Below are 18,596 nucleotides of genomic sequence, written 5' to 3'. Positions count from 1 at the left end.
TGAAAGAGGGTAAATATGGATTATTTAAAGGAACTTCTAGAAGAAATAGAAAAACAAAAACTTGATGTAGATATAGAAAAAATAAAACTTGCTTTTTCATTGGCTGAAGAAGCTCATATTGGACAATTTAGACAGTCTGGAGAAAATTATATATTACACCCTGTCCAAGTTGCTAAAATAATTATTGGAATGAGAATGGATACAGACTCAATTATAGCTGGAATTTTACATGATATAGTTGAGGATACTCTTATTACTTTAGCTGATATAGAATATAGTTTCGGAAAAAGTGTAGCAAATTTAGTAGATGGAGTTACTAAATTAAAAAAATTACCTAATGGAACAAAACAACAAGATGAAAGTATTAGAAAAATGATTCTTGCTATGTCAAAAGATATAAGAGTTATTATTATAAAATTAGCTGATAGATTACATAATATGAAAACTTTAAATTTTGTACCAGAGGAAAAGCAACTTAGAGTATCTAAAGAAACTTTAGCTATATATGCTCCACTAGCTCATAGATTAGGAATGGCTAAAATAAAATCTGAATTGGAAGATTTATGTTTTTTATATATTTATCCTGACAAATACGTAGAAGTAAGAGATTTTGTTAATTCTAAGAAAGAAGAGAGAGATGAATATATAAAAGGTGTAGAAAACACAATAAAAGAATTATTAGACAAGTCTGGAATAGAAGGTAATATAAAAGGAAGATTTAAACATTTTTATAGTATCTATAAGAAAGTTTATGAAAAAAATAGAAGCTATGAAGATTTATATGATTTGATGGGAATAAGAATTATTGTTAAAGATGTTACAACATGTTATCATACTTTAGGAGTAATTCATGAAAAATTTAGTCCAGTTCCAGGAAGATTTAAAGACTATATAGCAGTTCCAAAATCTAATAACTATCAATCTATTCATACAACAATAGTTGGACCAGAAGGAAAATTTGTTGAGATACAAATAAGAACAGAAGAGATGGATAGGATAGCAGAAGAGGGAGTTGCAGCACACTGGAGTTATAAGGAAAAAGTAAAAGTTGGAAAAAAAGATAAGGTTTATTCATGGCTTAGAGATATAATAGAATTAAATAAAGAGGCTGATAGTGCTGAAGACTTTGTTACTTCTATAACAGGAGATATTATAGAAGAAACAATATTTACATTTTCGCCAAGAGGAGATATTTTAGAATTAAAAACAGGGTCTACTCCAATAGATTTTGCTTTTGCAATTCACTCTGAAGTTGGATGTAAATGTATAGGTGCTAAAGTAAATGGAGATATAGTACCACTTGATTATAAATTAAAAAGTGGTGATAGAGTAGAAATAATCACATCTAAAAATGCTAAAGGTCCTGGAAATGATTGGCTTGATATAGTTGTTACTCAAGGGGCTAAAAGTAAGATTAGAAAGTGGTTAAAAGATAAAAAATGGGAAGAAAATATAAAATTAGGTAAGGATATATTAGAAAAAGAAGGGGCAAAATTACCTGTTCCTATGACCTTAAAAGAGATAGAAGAATCTCCTGTAACTAAAAAACATATGGAAAAACATAATATAGCAACATTGGATGATTTCTATTTTATTATGGGAGAAAAAAGAAGTAAGGCAGAAATTTTTGTTGATAAATTAAAAGATTATATAGAAAATATAAAAGAAAAAGAAGTATTAACAAAAAATGTAGTTCCTACTCAAATTAAAAATTCTAGAAAGAAAAATGATTATGGAATTATAATAGAAGGGATAGAAAATACTCTTATTAGATTTGCTAAATGTTGTACTCCTTTACCAGGAGATGAAATAGGTGGATATATAACTAAACTTACAGGAATAGCTATTCATAGGAAAGATTGTAAAAATTTTCAAAATATGATAGAACTTGAACCAGAAAGACAGATAAATGTTAGATGGGATGCAGATGTTATTGATAAGAAAATGAATAAATATCAATTTAAATTTTCAATAATAGCTGAAGACAATAAGAGTCTTGTAATGGAAGTTATAAATTTAATAGCAAATCATAAAATAGTTTTAACAGATATAAATTCTATGAATATTTCTAAAAACGGAAAAAAATATTTAAAAATAAAAGTTGCTGTAGAAATTTCTAATAAAAAAGATTACAGTATGCTTATTGAAAATATTAAGAAGATTAAATATGTAATAGAAGTTGAAAGATAAAGATTGGAAGGAAAAATGAAAAAATTACCAGTAACTTATGAATTGATAAAAAAGAATGGAAATGCAAGAGCAGGAGTAATAACTACTTCTCATGGAAAAATAGAAACTCCTGTTTTTATGCCAGTTGGAACTCAAGGAAGTGTTAAAGGAATGACAAAAGAGGAATTATTAGAGTTGGGAACTCAAATAATTTTAGGAAATACTTATCATCTTCATTTAAGACCTTCTGATGAATTAATAAAAAAATTTGGAGGACTTCATGAGTTTAGTAATTGGGATAGACCAATATTGACAGATAGTGGAGGATTTCAAGTATTTAGTTTGGGACATTTGAGAAAAATAACAGAAGAGGGAGTTGGATTTTCTTCTCATATAGATGGCTCAAAAAGATTTTTATCTCCTGAAAAATCCATAGAGATACAAAATAATTTAGGTTCAGATATAGTTATGCTATTTGATGAATGCCCTCCAGGAGCTTCTTCAAGGGAATATTTAATACCATCAATAGAACGTACTACTAGATGGGCAAAAAGATGTGTTGAAGCTCACAAAAGAACTGATGAACAGGGATTATTTGCTATTGTTCAAGGTGGAATTTATGAAGATTTAAGAGAAAAAAGTTTGAGAGAATTAAAAGAATTAGATGAATTTATATCAGGGTATGCTTTAGGTGGATTAGCAGTTGGAGAATCTAAAGAGGATATGTATAGAATTTTAAGAAATATAACTCCAATTTTACCAGATGGAAAGCCTAGATATTTAATGGGAGTAGGAGAGCCTCTTGATATGTTAGAAGCTGTTGAACATGGAATAGATATGATGGACTGTGTTCATCCTACTAGAATAGCAAGACATGGAACTGTATTTACAAAATATGGTAGACTTGTTGTGAAAAATTCAATTTATGCTGAAGATGATAGACCTTTAGATGAAGATTGTGATTGTTATGTTTGTAGAAATTATAAAAGAGGATATATAAGACATCTTTTAAAAGCTGGAGAAATTTTAGGTCAAAGATTAACTACATATCATAATTTATATTTTTTAGTAAATCTTATGAAAAAAGCAAGACAAGCAATATTGGAGGATAGATATTTAGAATTTAAAGAAGAGTTTATAAGAAATTATACAATGGGAAATAAATCTTCTTGGATTCAAGAAAAAAATAATTTATAAAAGGGGTGACTGGTTATCCAGTCACTTATTTTTAAAAGAGGTATATTTATGAAAAAAATATTTTTAATGTTGTTTTTTATTTTCTCCTTAATTTCTTTTGGAAAAGACGAATATTCTAGAGGAAAAATTATAGAAAGAATAGGAAGTAAGTTAGAAAATTCTTTAAATACTAATATAGAAGTAGATGGAGAGGAAATAAAAGATGTAGAATTATTTAAAGTGAAAATAAAAGATAAAGAATATATAATAGAATCTCCTATTTATGTTGTAGAAGCTTATAATTTAAATCTTTCAAAAGGAGATTGGGTTGTAGTTTATAAAAATAGTGATGAAGGAATTTTATATATTTCAGATATAGATAAAAGATTTAGCTATTTTTGGATGATAGGAATATTTTGTGGATTGGCATTATTACTAGCTCGTAAAAAAGGATTGAAATCTCTAATAGCTTTAGGAGCTACAGTTTATATGATATTTTATTATTTCATTCCTTTAATAGTTAGAGGAGAATCACCAATAATTATTTCAGTTATTATTGCACTTTTATCTTCTTGTATAACAATATTTTTAGTTGCTGGATTTACTCATAAAGGGGTTGTTGCAATAATAGGAAGTATAGGTGGAACAATTTTTTCAGGAATTTTATCTTATATTTTTGTTAATAAAATGAGTTTTAGTGGATATCCCACATTAGATGCAATAATGTATGTAGATATTTTAAAAAATATTAAAGTTAAAGAATTAATATCTTCAGGAATCATATTGGGAAGTATGGGAGCTATCATGGATGTTTCTATGTCTATTTCATCAGCTATAACAGAGTTGAGAGAAAATAGTATAAATTTAGGTTCTAAAGAGTTATTTAAATCTGGAATTAATATAGGAAAAGATATGGTAGGAACAATGATAAACACTCTAATATTAGCATATATAGGTAGTTCATTGTTTGATATGATTATTATATACAAAAATCTTGAAAATTTACCACTTACTAGATTATTAAATTATGAATTTATAGCAGTAGAAATTTTAAAATCTTTTACAGGAAGTATTGGAATACTTATTTCAATTCCAATAACAGCTTATTTAGGAGCTCATTTACATAGAAGATATAGGGATATAAAAATTTTAAAAGAAAAATTCTTTTTAAGAAAATAAAAATAAGGGTTATTGTAAATTTTACAATAACCCTTGTTTATTTAATAGATAGGATTAATCATATATTCTGTGATATCTCTTACAATAGCTGCAGTTTTTAAACTCTTATCATAAACTGGATTGTATTCAACAATGTCAACAGAAGTTATGAAATAATTTTTAAATAAATATTTAAATGTTTTGAAAATATCATCTTCATCAAACCCATTTTTTACAGGAGTACTTACTCCAGGAGCAAATTTAGGATTTAAAGAATCTACATCAAAACTTATATGAATATCAGAAACTTTTAAATAATCTCCAATTTCATCAAGTACAGCGTCTATTCCTTTACGCATAACATCATCATAAGGAATAACTTTTACTCCAAGTTTTTCAATAACATCATATTCTCTAACATCAATATCTCTAGCACCTAAAATAATAACATTTTCAGGTTTTATTTTAGCTCCTTCAAAGTAGCAATTAACCATATCAGTATCTCCTTCACCTTGTAAGAAAGCTAAAGGCATTCCATGAATATTTCCACTGATAGTAGTTTCTTCTGTATTCATATCAGCATGGGCATCTATCCAAACAACTCCAAGATTAGGATTAGATTTAGCAACTCCAGATATAGTTCCTAAAGCGATTGAATGGTCTCCTCCAATTGTTATTGGTCTATATCCATCTTCTATAGATTCATCTACAAGTTTTGCTATTTTTTCACAGGTATTTAAAATAGTATTTTTATATTTCATCATAGGAACATTGAAATCTTCTCTTTGTTTTTCAATATCAACCATTTCAATTTCATCAAATGTATCAGAGAAGTTTTCTACAAGAACATCAATACCAAATTCAATACCAGATCTGTCAGCTCCTAAATTTAAAGGAACTCCAAATATTCTATTTTTCATTTTCTCTGTATATAAATACATAGCATCTTCATCTTCAATGATATTTATATATTCAAGATTAGGGTCTTCCATACCTTGTAAATGTGTTTTCTGCTCACGAAGTTCTTCTATATAATTGATAACTTCTTTACTAATTCTTTCTCCAGGAATAATAATAGGGATACCAGGAGGATACGCCATTATCATCTCAGCACAAATCTTTCCTAAACTTTCAGAGAATGGAACTTTTGAAGTTTCACTATAAAAAGCCTCCCTTGGAATAAGTTCTTGTTCAGGAATAGCAGGTATTCTTGAGTTTCTTATTTTTTTTATTTCTTTTGTATTGAAATATCTATCACTAATATCTTGTAAAGCTTTTACTAAAGTATCAATACTTTCTTTTGTATCTCCTATTGTAATAAGTCCTAAAACATTATAGAAATCAGAAAGTTCAACTTGAATATTATATTCATCTGTTAATATAGCTTCTAAATCAAATCCAGTTATTCCTAAAGCTTTTGCAGATACAGTTAATTTAGTAGGGTCAAAAGCAAATATACCCTCTTTTCCAACTATTTCTTCTCCAAAAGAATACATTCCAGGAATTTTATTTATTTCAGCTCTAGCATAGTTAGCTAGTTCAATAGTTCTAGATAAAAGTTCTCTTCCATGAATAGCTATTTGTCTTCTAGCACAGTCTAGAGAAGCCATTAATGGATAAGAAGGGGATGTTGTATGAAGTAAACTTAAAATTTGTTGAACTCTTGTAGGGTCAACTCTGTCAGAGTTAACATGTAGTAATGACATTTGAGTCATAGCTCCAAGAATTTTATGAGTACTTTGACAACAAATATCAGCTCCAGCATCAACAGCAGACATTGGTAAATCTTCATGGAAATGAAGATGAGGACCATGAGCTTCATCAACTATTAGAGGAATATCATGTCTATGTACAATAGCAGCTATTTTTTGAATATCAGTAGCTACTCCATAGTAAGTAGGATTGATAATAAGTACAGCTTTTGCATCAGGATGTAATTCTAACATTTTTTCAACAGTACTAGGTCTAACACCATGAGCTATACCTAAATCATTATCTATAACAGGATTCATATATACAGGTATTGCTCCAGCCAAAATAATTCCAGCAGAAACTGATTTATGAACATTTCTAGGAATTAATATTTTTTCTCCAGCTTTTACAACTGAAAGAATCATGGCCTGAATAGCACCAGATGTTCCATTTACAGCAAAGAAACTCTTCTTAACTCCATAGGCATCAGCAGCTAATTCTTGGGCTTCTTTAATACAACTTTTAGGGTGATGTAATCCATCAACCATTTTAAAAATAGTTACATCAATTTTTAAAGGATTTTCTCCAATAAAATTTAAAAATTCTTCATCCATTCCTTTACCTTGTTTGTGTCCAGGTACATGGAAAGGTGTGATATTTCTCTTAGCATATACATCTTTCAGTACAGTAAATAATGGTGTCAAATTTTGGTCTAATTTAGCCATTCTTTTCTTTCTTACCTCCATATTTTAATTTTTTTATTTTTATGTTATAATTTCATTACATTACGATATTTTATGTTTTTTTTAAAATTTAGTCAATCTTTTTTTTATTTTTTTTAAAATTTGTTTCAAAGGAGTATAATCTTGAAAAAAGTTTTAATTTTTTTATCAAATGGAGTTGAGATATTGGAAGTAGCTCCTTTTATAGATGTATTTGGATGGAATTCAGTAGTAGGAGATAAAAAAGAAAAAATTAAAGTTGAAACTTTGTCTTGTGGAAAAATAAAAAGCACATGGAATTTATTAATAGAAACAGAAATAAATTTTGAAATTGAAGAAATAAATATAGAAGAATATGACGTTTTAGTTATTCCAGGAGGTTTTGGAATGGCTGGCTTTTTTATAGATGGAAAAAAAGAAAAGATTCAAAATTTGATTAGAGAATTTTATAGAAAAAATAAAATAATAATTGGAATATGTACAGGAGCTATAATATTAGGAGAAGCTGGAATATTAAGAAATAAAAAAGCTACTACATATTTTTTAGATAATAAAAGATATTTTAATCAATTAAAAAATTTTGGAGCTAAAGGAATAGAAAAGGAGATAATAAGAGATGAAAATATTATTACTTCAGCCAATCCAAAATCAGCTTTAGAAGTAGCTTTTTATCTTTTGGAAATATTAACTTCTAAAGAAAATAGTCAGATAGTAAAATATAATATGGGATATAAATTTTAAAAAATAATGAGAAAATTAAAAAAAGTATGGTATACTATAACATATAAATAAAATAAAAAGAGGTGTAAAAATGGCTAAAGATTTAGAAAAAGATTGTTGTTGTGAACATGACCATCATCATGAAGATGGATGTTGTTGTGGACATACAGATGAGAAAAAAATACAAGAACTTAGAGAAAAATTAGCTCAAGAAAGAGCTAAGGGAAATACAAATAGTGTTTCTGAAGGAAAAGTAGTAACTGTAGAGTTTAAAGTTTATGATAATGATACAGACGAATTATTAGAAGATACTAAAGAGGTTGGACCTTTCTTCTATATTCAAGGAATGGGGGCTTTTGTTCCTAAAATAGAAGAAGTATTAACTGGGAAAAAAGCAGGATATAAAGATATAATTACTTTAACTATTGAAGAAGGATATGGAGAACATGATGAAGAGTTAGTAGTGGAAATGGATAGAAAGGACTTTGTAGAATTTGAAGATATCTATATAGGTCTTGATTTTATAGCTGATTTAGAAGATGGGTCAGAACAATCTTTTGTTATCACAAAAATAGAAGATGATGTAGTAACTGCTGATGGAAATCATCCATTTGCTGGAAGAAACGTAAGATTTGAATTAGAGTTGATAGGAGTAAGAGAAGCAACAGAAAAAGAATTAGAATTTGGAGAACCTTTATTTGAAGGATTTTAATTAGAAAAAAGGAGAGAAAAAATGAAAATAGCCTTAGGTTGTGACCATGGTGGGTATGAATTAAAAGAAACTGTAAAAAAACATTTATTAGAAAAAGGATATGAGGTTTTAGATTTAGGATGTCATTCTACAGAATCAGTGAATTATCCTATATATGGAAAAGCTGTAGGAGAAGCTGTTGTAAAAAAAGAAGCTAATTATGGAATTGTAATTTGTGGTACAGGAATTGGAATTTCAATAGCTGCTAATAAAGTAAAAGGAGTAAGAGCTGCTCTTTGTATGAATACAACAATGGCTAGACTTACAAGAGAGCATAATAATGCTAATATTTTAGCTTTTGGGGCAAGAATGGTTGGAGATGTATTAGCTCTTGAAATGGTAGATACATTTTTAACTACAGATTTTGCTGGAGGAAGACATACAGCAAGAGTTGAAATGTTAGAAGATTAATAATTTAGGAGGAAATTATGGCTACAATTTTTACTAAAATAATTAATAGAGAAATACCAGCAAATATAGTTTATGAAAATGAAAAAGTTATAGCTTTTAAAGATATAAATCCACAAGCTCCTATTCATATATTAGTTGTTCCTAAAAAAGAAATACCAACAATAAATGATATTACTAAAGAAGATAGAGAATTAATAGGAGAAATGTATTTAACTATAGGGAAAATAGCGAAAGATTTAGGAATAGCTGAAGAGGGATATAGAGTAATTACTAATTGTAATGAATTTGGTGGACAAGAAGTATTCCACATACATTTTCATCTTTTAGGTGGGAAAAAATTAGGGACATTAGTATAAAAAATAAAAAAAAGTATTGACATATATATTTTTTAGTATATAATACTCATTGAAGCAAAGATATAATAAAATATAAATCGCTTAGTTTTATTTATAATTGTTAGTTTCAAATTATAATTAAGAAAAAAGCGAGGGACCCATTTATTCGGTTTGTGCCGTAGCTAACCTCGTCTCATTATAGACAGGGAGCCCTAATGTGTCTACTTATTTAGTGTATAATGCCATTAGTCTTCTAATGGCATTTTTTATTTTGTTTATAAATTAATGAGGTGATATTTATATTTTAATAAAAAAAATTAAAATTTAGGGGGAAAAAGAAAAATGGAAGAAACAACATCAAAAATAATCAAAGAAACTAAATTTATTCATGCAGTGATTCCGTTATTATTTTTAATAATATCATTAGCTTATACTTTGAAATATACAAAAGCCTCACCACATATTCCAATTATTATTTCTGGAATGGTAGCTTCTTGTGTAGCTATGATTGAATTGAATTATAAATGGGAGATAATACTTGAAGGAATATTAGAAACAATAAAGTCTTCAATGGAAGCAGCAATAATATTATTAATAATAGGAATGGTAGTAGGAAGTTGGATTATTTCTGGTGTTGTCCCTACAATGATTTTTTATGGACTAAAAATAATGAATCCAAGTATATTTTTACCAACAACTGTTTTACTTTCTTTTGTAGCAGCAGTGGCTACAGGAAATTCTTGGAGTGCAGCAGCCACTATAGGTATAGCATTGATGGGAATAGGAGCAGGACTTGGAATATCAGCTCCAATAACAGTAGGAGCAATAATTTCAGGAGCATATATGGGAGATAAAATTTCTCCTCTATCAGATACTACAAACTTAGCTCCAGCAATGGCAGGTTCAAAATTATTTGACCATATAAAAGCTATGTTATATACAACAATTCCATCTTTTGTAATAAGTATGATAATGTTTACAATGATAGGATTAAAATATTCCAAAACACAAGTTGATAGTTCAGCATTAAATTCTATTTTTAATACATTAATTAAAAATTTTAATATAACTCCATTATTATTTATTGTTCCTATAATAACAATAGGTTTAGTTGTCAAGAAAGCACCAGCGATACCATCACTTTTATTTGGTACTATAATAGGAGGAATTGCAGCTATTATTTTTCAAAATACTTCTGTAAGTGATTTTATAGAAGTTTTACAAAGTGGATTTGTTTCAAATACAGGAAATCAAATTGTAGATGGGCTTCTTACTCGTGGTGGAATGAATAGCATGTTTGGAACAGTAGCTTTAATAATTTGTGCTTTATTTTTAGGTGGAATAATGGAAAAAACAGGAATGTTAAATGCTGTGGCTAGAAAAATTTTAAGTATAGCTAAGTCAACTGGAAGTCTAATTTTTTCTACTTTATTAACAGCTTTTGCAGTAAATGTATTGGCAGCAGAACAATATTTATCAATTGTTATTACAGGAAGAATATTTAAAGATGTTTATAGAGAGAAAGGATTAGAACCTGTGATGTTATCAAGAGCTTTAGAAGATTGTGGAACAATGACATCTCCTCTTATTCCTTGGAATACCTGTGGAGCTTATATGATAGCAACTTTAGGAATAGCTCCTTGGGTATATGTACCATATTGTTTTATGAATATTATTAGTCCTATAATTTCAGCTATTTATGGATTTACAGGATTTTCTATAAAATATTTAGATAAAGAAAAAACTAAAAAATCAAAAATAGATTTAAAATATCTATATGCTTCGATAATAAATACAGTAAAATAAATGATAGAAAAAATACTGGAAAAAAAGTATTGACATATATTTTTTTTAGTGTATAATACAAATTAAGATAAAAATAGCAAAATAAAGATCGCTTAGTTTTATTTATAATTGTTAGTTTCAAATTATAATTAAGAAAAAAGCGAGGGACCCATTTATTCGGTTTGTGCCGTAGCTAACCTCGTCATCAATAGACAGAGGGAGAAATGGTGTGCCCAATATAATTGTGTATTATAATGCCATTAGTCCTAATCTAGTGGCATTTTTTATTTATTTAAAATTATAAAACGAGGTGATATTTGAAATTTTAATGAAAATTAAAATTCTAAATAAGGAGGAAAAATGAAAAAAGAAACAACATCAAAAGTAGTCAAAGAAACAAAATTTATTCATGCTCTAATACCATTGGTATTTTTAATAATATCTTTAGGATATACAATAAGGTACACTAATGCTGCTCCTCATATTCCAATTATAATTTCTGGGATGTTAGCTGCTTGTATAGCTATGTTCTTTTTAAATTATAGGTGGGAAAGTATACTAGAAGGAATATTGGAAACAATAAAGTCTTCAATGGAAGCAGCATTAATATTATTAATAATAGGAATGGTAGTAGGAAGTTGGATTATTTCTGGTGTTGTTCCTACAATGATATTTTATGGATTAAAAATAATGTCTCCAAGTATATTTTTACCAGCAACACTTTTACTTTCTTTGATTGTAGCAATAGCTACAGGGAGTTCTTGGAGTACTGCAGCTACAATAGGAATAGCTCTAATGGGAGTTGGAGCAGGATTAGGAATACCAGCTCCTGTAACAGCTGGAGCAATAATCTCAGGAGCATATATGGGAGATAAACTTTCTCCTCTATCAGATACTACAAACTTGGCTCCAGCAATGGCAGGTTCAGATTTATTTGACCACATAAAAGCTATGTTATATACAACAATTCCAGCTTTTATAATAACAATAATTTTATTTTCTATAATAGGAATGAAATATTCTCAAATAGAAGTAGATGCTTCAATATTAAATTCAATTTTAATGACTTTAGATGAACAATTTTATATAAGCCCTATTTTATTTGTTGTTCCGTTGATAACAATAGGATTGGTTGTAAAAAAAGTTCCAGCTATTCCAGGACTTTTGTTTGGGAGTATAATAGGAGGAGTAGCAGCTGTTATTTTTCAAAAAGTTCCATTAAAAGATTTTGTAACAAGTTTACAAGTTGGATATATATCTAATTCAGGAAATGAAATGGTAGATGCTTTATTAACTCGTGGTGGAATGGATAGTATGATGTGGACAGTAGCTTTAATAATCTGTGCTCTTTTCTTAGGGGGAGTAATGGAAAAAACAGGAATGTTAAATGTTTTAGCTATGAAAATTTTAAGTATAGCAAATTCAACAGGAAGTTTAATACTATCTACTCTATTAACAGCTTTAGCTGTTAATATTTTGGCAGCAGAACAATATTTATCAATTGTTATTACAGGAAGAATATTTAAAGATGTATATAGAGAAAAGAATTTACATCCAGTAACATTATCAAGAGCTTTAGAAGATTCAGGAACAATGACTTCTCCTCTTATTCCATGGAATAGTTGTGGAGCTTATATGATAGCAACTTTAGGAATAGCTCCTTGGGTATATGTACCATATTGTTTTATGAATATTATTAGTCCAATTATTTCATGTATTTATGGATATACAGGATTTACTATAAAACATCTTAATGAGGAGGAGATAAAAAAACCTAATTTTAAACATATAGTAGCAACAGTATTAGGAGTTGTAGGTAAATAAAAAGAAAAAGCTGATTAGAAATTCTAGTCAGCTTTCTTTTTTATGAATATAGATAAAATCAATCCCCTTAGAGAATAGGTTAGAATTATTTAAATCTTCTGTAATTGAAGTTTTAAAAATAATTTTACTTTTAATATTTGTATTATGTTTTATTTTTTTTAAGGTATCAAAAGAAGAAATCTCTATAAATTCAGGGTCTAAGTTTTCAATAATATTAAAATTTAATGGATTGTGTTTATCTTCTTTAAAAATTAAAGGAATATCCTCATCAAAATAATTAAGAAAATCACTTATGGAATCCCATCCTTCAATCCCCTTAATTTCAAAAACTAAATTTTCTAATTTAATATTAAAATTAGAAATTAAATTTTTTACACTTTCAAAGAAAAAATCTGGGTCATCTATATAATTAACATGTAAAGTATAAAATAATTTTTTTTCATTATAATTTTTTTCAAAAGCTATTTTATAAGATTTTTCTTGTAATTTAAAAATAAAAAATTCAAAAAGTCCATTTTTAGAAGCTAATTCATATACATCTTCACTATCTTTAAAACCAGTATTTGAAAAATCTTTAATAATTTTGTAACCATAAATTTCTTGAGTTTTTGTATCTATAACAGGAATAAAATCAAAAGAAACTTTTTCTAAAATCTCTTTAAAATTTATATTAACCATAGTTTACCTCCATTTATAAATTTAAATTTTTTAATTCTTTAATACCATTTATAAGCAAACTTAAATCTATAAATTTATATTCTTCTATAGTTTCAGGAGATAATTCTTCTATGGAAGTATTTGGTAATTTTTTGGATATATTAAGAGCACCTTTGATTAAATTAAGTGATATAAGATTTTCTGTAGTAAAATTTTTTGAAACAATAATAGATTTAAAAGGATTATTTGAATTTTCAATATTAGATATAATAGGGTCACTAAGAAGTTTATGTCCCTTTAATATGCATTTATATGCTTCTAATAAAACTCTTTCTATACTTTCATTTTCTAATAATACTACTTCATCAGTTTCTCTATAAACATTAAAAACTTTTTTATTGTTAGTAACTATTGTAAAAGACATTTTTTCCCTCCTTGAAAATATGTGTACATTATAGTATACCACATAAAATACAATATAGTATAAAAAAATTAAAAAAAGTATTTCAAAAAAAGTATTATTTTAATTTGTGTTTTTATAAAGAAAAATATTGACTAAAATAAAACATATATAAAAATTAAAATAAAAAAAATAAAAAAAATTAAAAAAAGTATTCCAAAAAATAAATATATGTGGTATCATTTAGTAAATTTTTTTTAATTTTGGAGGAGAGAATGGAAAATTTAAATTTATTGGTACAAAATGTTAGTGGATTTGTCTGGAATAAGATTTTAATTTTATTACTTATTGGAACAGGGGTATTTTTCACAGTAGTGTTAAAATTTATACAGGTTAGAAAATTTGGAGAAGGTTATAAGAGAGCTGTAAGAGGAGCTAATTTAAATGGAGAAAGTGCAGGAGCTGATGGAATGAGTTCATTCCAATCTTTGGCCACAGCAATAGCAGCTCAAGTAGGAACAGGAAATCTTGCTGGAGCAGCTACAGCAATAGCTTCAGGAGGACCAGGGGCTATATTTTGGATGTGGGTCAGTGCATTTTTTGGAATGGCCACTGTATATGCTGAGGCTGTATTAGGACAATTATATAAGAAAAGAGTTGAAGGAGAGATTATAGGGGGACCAGCTTATTATATAAGTGAGGGATTAGGAAATAATAAATTTAGTAAAGGATTGGCTATATTTTTTGCTTTATCATGTGTATTAGCTTTATCATTTATGGGAAACGCTGTACAAGCCAATTCTATAGCTTCAGCTTTTAGTAATGTATTTAAAGTAAATCCTATGTATATAGGATTATTTGTAGCAGTAGTTTCAGGATTTATTTTTTGGGGAGGAACACAAAGAATAGCTTCTTTCATAGAAAAAATAGTTCCTTTAATGGCTGGACTCTATGTGGGAGCATCAATTTTAATAATGATTTTTAATTTTTCAGAAATCATTCCTGCTTTTAAAATGATAATAATGGGGGCTTTTAATCCTTCATCAGTTTTAGGAGGAGCTGCTGGAATAACAGTAAAAGAGGCTGTAAGATATGGGGTAGCTAGAGGATTATTTTCAAATGAAGCTGGAATGGGTTCAACACCTCATGCTCATGCTGTAGCTAAAGTAGATGACCCTAGTCATCAAGGAGCTGTAGCTATAATAACAGTATTTATAGACACATTTGTTGTATTAAACTGTACAGCTTTTGTAATTATAATGACAGGTGGAGTAGGAAGTGGACTTACTGGAATAACATTAACACAAGCAGCTTTTAATAAAGTATTAGGAAGTTGGGGAGGAGTATTTATAGCTGTTTGTCTATTTTTCTTTGCTTTATCAACTATAATAGGATGGTATTATTTTGGAGTGGCAAATATAAAATATCTTTTTGGAGAAAAAGGTATGAATCCATATAAAATAATAGTATTATTATTTATAATATTAGGGTCAATGGCTAAAGTAGATTTAGTTTGGAATTTATCAGATTTATTTAATGGATTAATGGCTTTACCAAACTTAGTAGCTTTAATTGCTCTATATAAACTTGTAAAAAATGTAGCTATTGAAAATAAAAATAAGTAAAAAATAAATGGACAAAATAAAAAAAATATGATAACATTAAAACAAGTTATACAACTGACGGAAGTGGAACTGACCACAGGGAGTATAACTGTAATTAAGCCGACCGTCTGGGCAAAAAAAGCCTAGTCTGTCGGATTTTTTTATTTAAATTAATAAATTTTAGGAGGAAGTGATTATGAAAACAGATATCCAAATAGCTCAAGAAGCAAACCTTTTACCAATTAGTAAAATAGCTGAAAAATTAGGACTTACTGAAGATGATTATGAATTATATGGAAAGTATAAAGCAAAAATAGATTTTAATTTGTTAAATAAATTAGAAAAAAAAGAGAATGGAAAATTAGTTTTAGTAACAGCTATTACTCCAACTCCAGCTGGGGAAGGAAAATCAACTGTAACAGTAGGGCTTACTCAGGCTTTAAATAGAATGGGATATAATTCTATGGCAGCTCTTAGAGAACCATCTTTAGGACCTGTATTTGGAATAAAAGGAGGAGCTACAGGTGGAGGATATTCACAAGTTGTTCCTATGGAAGATATAAATCTTCATTTCACAGGAGATTTACATGCTATAGGAGTGGCTCATAATTTAATAGCAGCTGTAATAGATAATCACATAAAATTTGGGAATAAATTAAATATAGATATAACAAAAATAACTTGGAAAAGAGTTGTTGATATGAATGATAGAGCTTTAAGAAATACTGTGATAGGATTGGGAGGTTCTGCTTCTGGAATTCCTAGAGAAAATTCTTTCCAAATAACAGTTGCTTCAGAAATAATGGCTTCACTTTGTTTGGCAAACTCTTTAAAAGATTTAAAAGAAAAAATTTCTAGAATAATATTTGGTTATGATTTATCAGGAAAACCCCTTACTATTAAAGATTTAAATATAACAGGAGCTGTAACTGCTTTATTAAAAGATGCTATAAAACCAAATTTAGTTCAAACATTAGAAAATACTCCTGTATTAATTCATGGAGGACCTTTTGCTAATATAGCTCATGGATGTAACTCATTAATTGCCACAAAATTAGCTTTAAAATTAAGTGATTATACAATAACAGAGGCTGGGTTTGCTGCTGATTTAGGAGCTGAAAAATTTTTAGATATAAAATGTAGACAAGGAAAATTATCTCCTAATTGTGTAGTAATAGTAGCTACAGTAAGGGCTTTAAAACATCATGGTGGAGCAAAAGAGTTAAATGTTGAAAACTTGGAGGCTTTATCAAAAGGACTTGAAAATTTAGATAAGCATATAGAAAATATGAAAAAATATAATCTTCCAGTAGTAGTAGCTATGAATAGATTTTTAACAGATACAGAAGCTGAGTTTGATTTAATAAGAGAAAGATGTAAAGTACAAAATGTTCCAGTGGCTCTTTGTGATGTATGGGCTAATGGTGGAGCTGGAGGAGAAGAATTAGCTAAATTAGTTATAGAGGAAATTGAGAAAAATAAAGAGGAATATAAACCACTTTATGAACTTTCAAAATCTCCAAAAGAAAAAATAGAGACTATTGTTAAAGAAATATATGGTGGAAGTGGAGTTACTTTCTCAGCAAAAGCTAAAAAGATGTTGGCTCTTATAGGAGAAAATGGATATAATGAATTACCTATTTGTATGTCAAAAACTCAAAAATCTTTATCAGATAAAGCTAATTTATTAGGAAGACCAACAGGATTTACAGTAGAAATAAATGAGGTTAAAATAGCAGCAGGAGCTGGATTTATAATAGCAATGGCTGGAGATATTATAGATATGCCTGGATTACCAAAAGTACCAGCAGCTGAAACTATTGATATTGATGAGTTTGGAAAAATCTCTGGATTATTCTAAAATATTTAAAAAAAATAAAAAAAGAAAAACTGATTAGAAAAAATTTTTCTAATCAGTTTTTGTTATATAGAAAATAATAAAATAAAAATAAAATTATTATTTTTCAATAACTTTATTTTTAAGTCTTAAAAATATTTTTAGAAAATAAAATTATTTAGAATTTTTATTAATAAATTTTATTTAAGTATAATAATTTATAAAATAAAAAAGGCTCAGTAAACTACTGAACCTTTAGTGATATTTGATTACTCTCCTGCAGATATAGCGCTAACTGGACATCCACCAGCACAAGCTCCACAATCAATACAAGTATCTCCTATAGTGAATTTTCCGTTGTCGTTAGCTGATATTGCTCCAACTGGGCAAGTTCCTTCACAAGCTCCACATCCAACACAAGTTTCTTGATCTATTACGTGCATTTTCAATCCTCCTATTTTCTTTTAAAAAATTTTTTTATAATTTCTAGTGACATGTTTAGTATACATTAACTTTTAAAATTTGTCAAGAAATTTTTTATAAAATGTTTTAATATGAAACAAAAAAAGTTTGTTTATCAAAATATTGTGAAACCTTGAATCTTTAAGGAAAAAAATATGTATTTTGAATATTAAAATTTATACAAAAAAATAGTTTTACGAAAAACGAACAAAAAAATAATCTTTTTAGTTTGATATATTCTAATATTTATTATATAATAAATATAAGTAATTTTATAAAAAGATAAGGAGAAAAATGAAAAATAAGATAGTTCCATTGATAATTTTTGATACAGAGACAAATGGTTTAACCAAAAATGATTCTGTTTTATCAATATCAGCTATAAAAGTTTTTTATGATATTGAAAATGAAAAATTTTTAAAAGATTATGAGGAATATGACAGATATTATTTTATAAAAGATGGAGAAGAAGAGAATAAAGAGGCCATAAGTGTAAATGGATTAACTAGAAATGAAATAGAAAAAAGAAGAGAAGGATGCTCTTATCCTAAATTTTTCTATGAGGATATAGAAAGTTTTAAAAGCTTTTGTGAAGGAGTGAATCATTTTATAGGGCATAATATTAATTTTGATTTAAAATATATAAATGATTATATGGAAATTAAATATACATTTGATACTATGTTTTCAAATAAATATATAATAAAAATACCATGTAATTATGGATTTAAAAATCCAAGATTATCAGAAACAGCAGAATTTTATGAGATAGATGTAAATCAATATAGTTTTCACTCTAGTTTAGATGATGTAAAAATAACAGCAAAAATATTTAGAAAAATGTGTAAAAATAGAGAAAAATCAGCTATAACTTTTATTAATAAAAATTAGAA

16 protein-coding genes and 1 riboswitch are annotated in these 18,596 nt (G+C 27.5%); of the genes, 12 read left to right on the top strand and 4 right to left on the bottom strand.

What is annotated here, in order from left to right; all coding sequences use genetic code 11:
- Positions 1–15: 15 nt before the first annotated feature.
- The 3 genes from HF862_RS05865 to HF862_RS05855 are packed head-to-tail and all read left to right on the top strand — an operon-like array spanning position 16 to position 4,524.
- Entirely contained in the window at positions 16–2,190 is a 2,175-nt protein-coding gene (locus tag HF862_RS05865) for a bifunctional (p)ppGpp synthetase/guanosine-3',5'-bis(diphosphate) 3'-pyrophosphohydrolase (protein ID WP_170186989.1), read from the top strand.
- A gap of 15 nt (positions 2,191–2,205) precedes the next feature.
- Positions 2,206–3,366, top strand: coding sequence for a tRNA guanosine(34) transglycosylase Tgt (gene tgt / locus HF862_RS05860; RefSeq protein WP_170186988.1), 1,161 nt, complete (start codon positions 2,206–2,208; stop codon positions 3,364–3,366).
- 48 nt (positions 3,367–3,414) lie between these two features.
- Positions 3,415–4,524, top strand: a complete 1,110-nt coding sequence (locus HF862_RS05855) for a YibE/F family protein (RefSeq protein ID WP_170186987.1) — start codon at positions 3,415–3,417, stop codon at positions 4,522–4,524.
- Between the two features lie 41 nt (positions 4,525–4,565).
- Here HF862_RS05855 and HF862_RS05850 read toward each other — a convergent pair whose 3' ends face one another.
- Positions 4,566–6,920: an aminotransferase class I/II-fold pyridoxal phosphate-dependent enzyme gene (locus tag HF862_RS05850; protein ID WP_170186986.1), complete on the bottom strand. Its 2,355-nt coding sequence runs from the start codon at positions 6,918–6,920 to the stop codon at positions 4,566–4,568.
- Between the two features lie 141 nt (positions 6,921–7,061).
- Between HF862_RS05850 and HF862_RS05845 the strand changes: the two genes are divergently transcribed.
- The 6 genes from HF862_RS05845 (at position 7,062) to nhaC (HF862_RS05820) (ending at position 12,743) form a co-directional block, all read left to right on the top strand.
- Entirely contained in the window at positions 7,062–7,658 is a 597-nt protein-coding gene (locus HF862_RS05845; protein WP_170186985.1) for a DJ-1/PfpI family protein, read from the top strand.
- 160 nt (positions 7,659–7,818) lie between these two features.
- Complete coding sequence (locus HF862_RS05840; RefSeq protein WP_304206081.1) at positions 7,819–8,349, top strand: peptidylprolyl isomerase; 531 nt, start codon at positions 7,819–7,821, stop codon at positions 8,347–8,349.
- Between the two features lie 21 nt (positions 8,350–8,370).
- Positions 8,371–8,799 carry a ribose 5-phosphate isomerase B gene (rpiB, locus tag HF862_RS05835; protein ID WP_170186983.1) on the top strand — a complete coding sequence of 143 codons (429 nt, stop codon included), beginning with the start codon at positions 8,371–8,373 and terminating at the stop codon, positions 8,797–8,799.
- 17 nt (positions 8,800–8,816) lie between these two features.
- On the top strand, positions 8,817–9,155 hold the full coding sequence (locus HF862_RS05830) for a histidine triad nucleotide-binding protein (protein WP_170186982.1): 339 nt from the start codon (positions 8,817–8,819) through the stop codon (positions 9,153–9,155).
- A 321-nt stretch (positions 9,156–9,476) separates the two neighbouring features.
- Positions 9,477–10,940, top strand: a complete 1,464-nt coding sequence (nhaC, locus tag HF862_RS05825; RefSeq protein WP_170186981.1) for a Na+/H+ antiporter NhaC — start codon at positions 9,477–9,479, stop codon at positions 10,938–10,940.
- A gap of 339 nt (positions 10,941–11,279) precedes the next feature.
- Positions 11,280–12,743 (top strand): Na+/H+ antiporter NhaC, encoded by a 1,464-nt coding sequence (gene nhaC, locus HF862_RS05820; RefSeq protein WP_170186980.1) that lies wholly within the window; start codon positions 11,280–11,282, stop codon positions 12,741–12,743.
- 27 nt (positions 12,744–12,770) lie between these two features.
- On the opposite strand, the gene HF862_RS05815 is transcribed toward nhaC (HF862_RS05820), so the two are convergent.
- Together HF862_RS05815 and HF862_RS05810 are read right to left on the bottom strand one after the other, a co-directional pair.
- The gene (locus HF862_RS05815) at positions 12,771–13,421 is read right to left on the bottom strand and encodes a hypothetical protein (protein ID WP_170186979.1); all 651 of its coding nucleotides are present in this window, start codon (positions 13,419–13,421) and stop codon (positions 12,771–12,773) included.
- A 13-nt stretch (positions 13,422–13,434) separates the two neighbouring features.
- Complete coding sequence (locus HF862_RS05810) at positions 13,435–13,824, bottom strand: GrdX family protein (protein ID WP_170186978.1); 390 nt, start codon at positions 13,822–13,824, stop codon at positions 13,435–13,437.
- A 251-nt stretch (positions 13,825–14,075) separates the two neighbouring features.
- Here HF862_RS05810 and HF862_RS05805 point away from each other — a divergent pair, with 251 nt between their 5' ends.
- Positions 14,076–15,425, top strand: a complete 1,350-nt coding sequence (locus HF862_RS05805) for a sodium:alanine symporter family protein (RefSeq protein WP_170186977.1) — start codon at positions 14,076–14,078, stop codon at positions 15,423–15,425.
- Between the two features lie 40 nt (positions 15,426–15,465).
- Positions 15,466–15,545, top strand: a riboswitch (ZMP/ZTP riboswitch).
- 55 nt (positions 15,546–15,600) lie between these two features.
- A complete protein-coding gene (locus HF862_RS05800; protein WP_170186976.1) occupies positions 15,601–17,265 on the top strand; it encodes a formate--tetrahydrofolate ligase in 1,665 nt (554 codons plus the stop codon).
- A 245-nt stretch (positions 17,266–17,510) separates the two neighbouring features.
- Here the strand turns inward: HF862_RS05800 and HF862_RS05795 are convergent, their stop codons facing one another.
- Complete coding sequence (locus HF862_RS05795) at positions 17,511–17,684, bottom strand: 4Fe-4S binding protein (protein ID WP_027128849.1); 174 nt, start codon at positions 17,682–17,684, stop codon at positions 17,511–17,513.
- Positions 17,685–17,997: 313 nt separating this feature from the next.
- Here HF862_RS05795 and HF862_RS05790 point away from each other — a divergent pair, with 313 nt between their 5' ends.
- Positions 17,998–18,594 (top strand): 3'-5' exonuclease, encoded by a 597-nt coding sequence (locus HF862_RS05790; RefSeq protein ID WP_170186975.1) that lies wholly within the window; start codon positions 17,998–18,000, stop codon positions 18,592–18,594.
- The last annotated feature ends 2 nt before the right edge of the window (positions 18,595–18,596 follow it).

Origin of the sequence: Fusobacterium sp. FSA-380-WT-3A, assembly GCF_012843705.1 — a bacterium.
Taxonomy (GTDB): Bacteria; Fusobacteriota; Fusobacteriia; order Fusobacteriales; family Fusobacteriaceae; genus Fusobacterium_B.
Note: the sequence above shows the minus strand (reverse complement) of the source record. Positions and strands in the feature narration are given on the sequence as shown.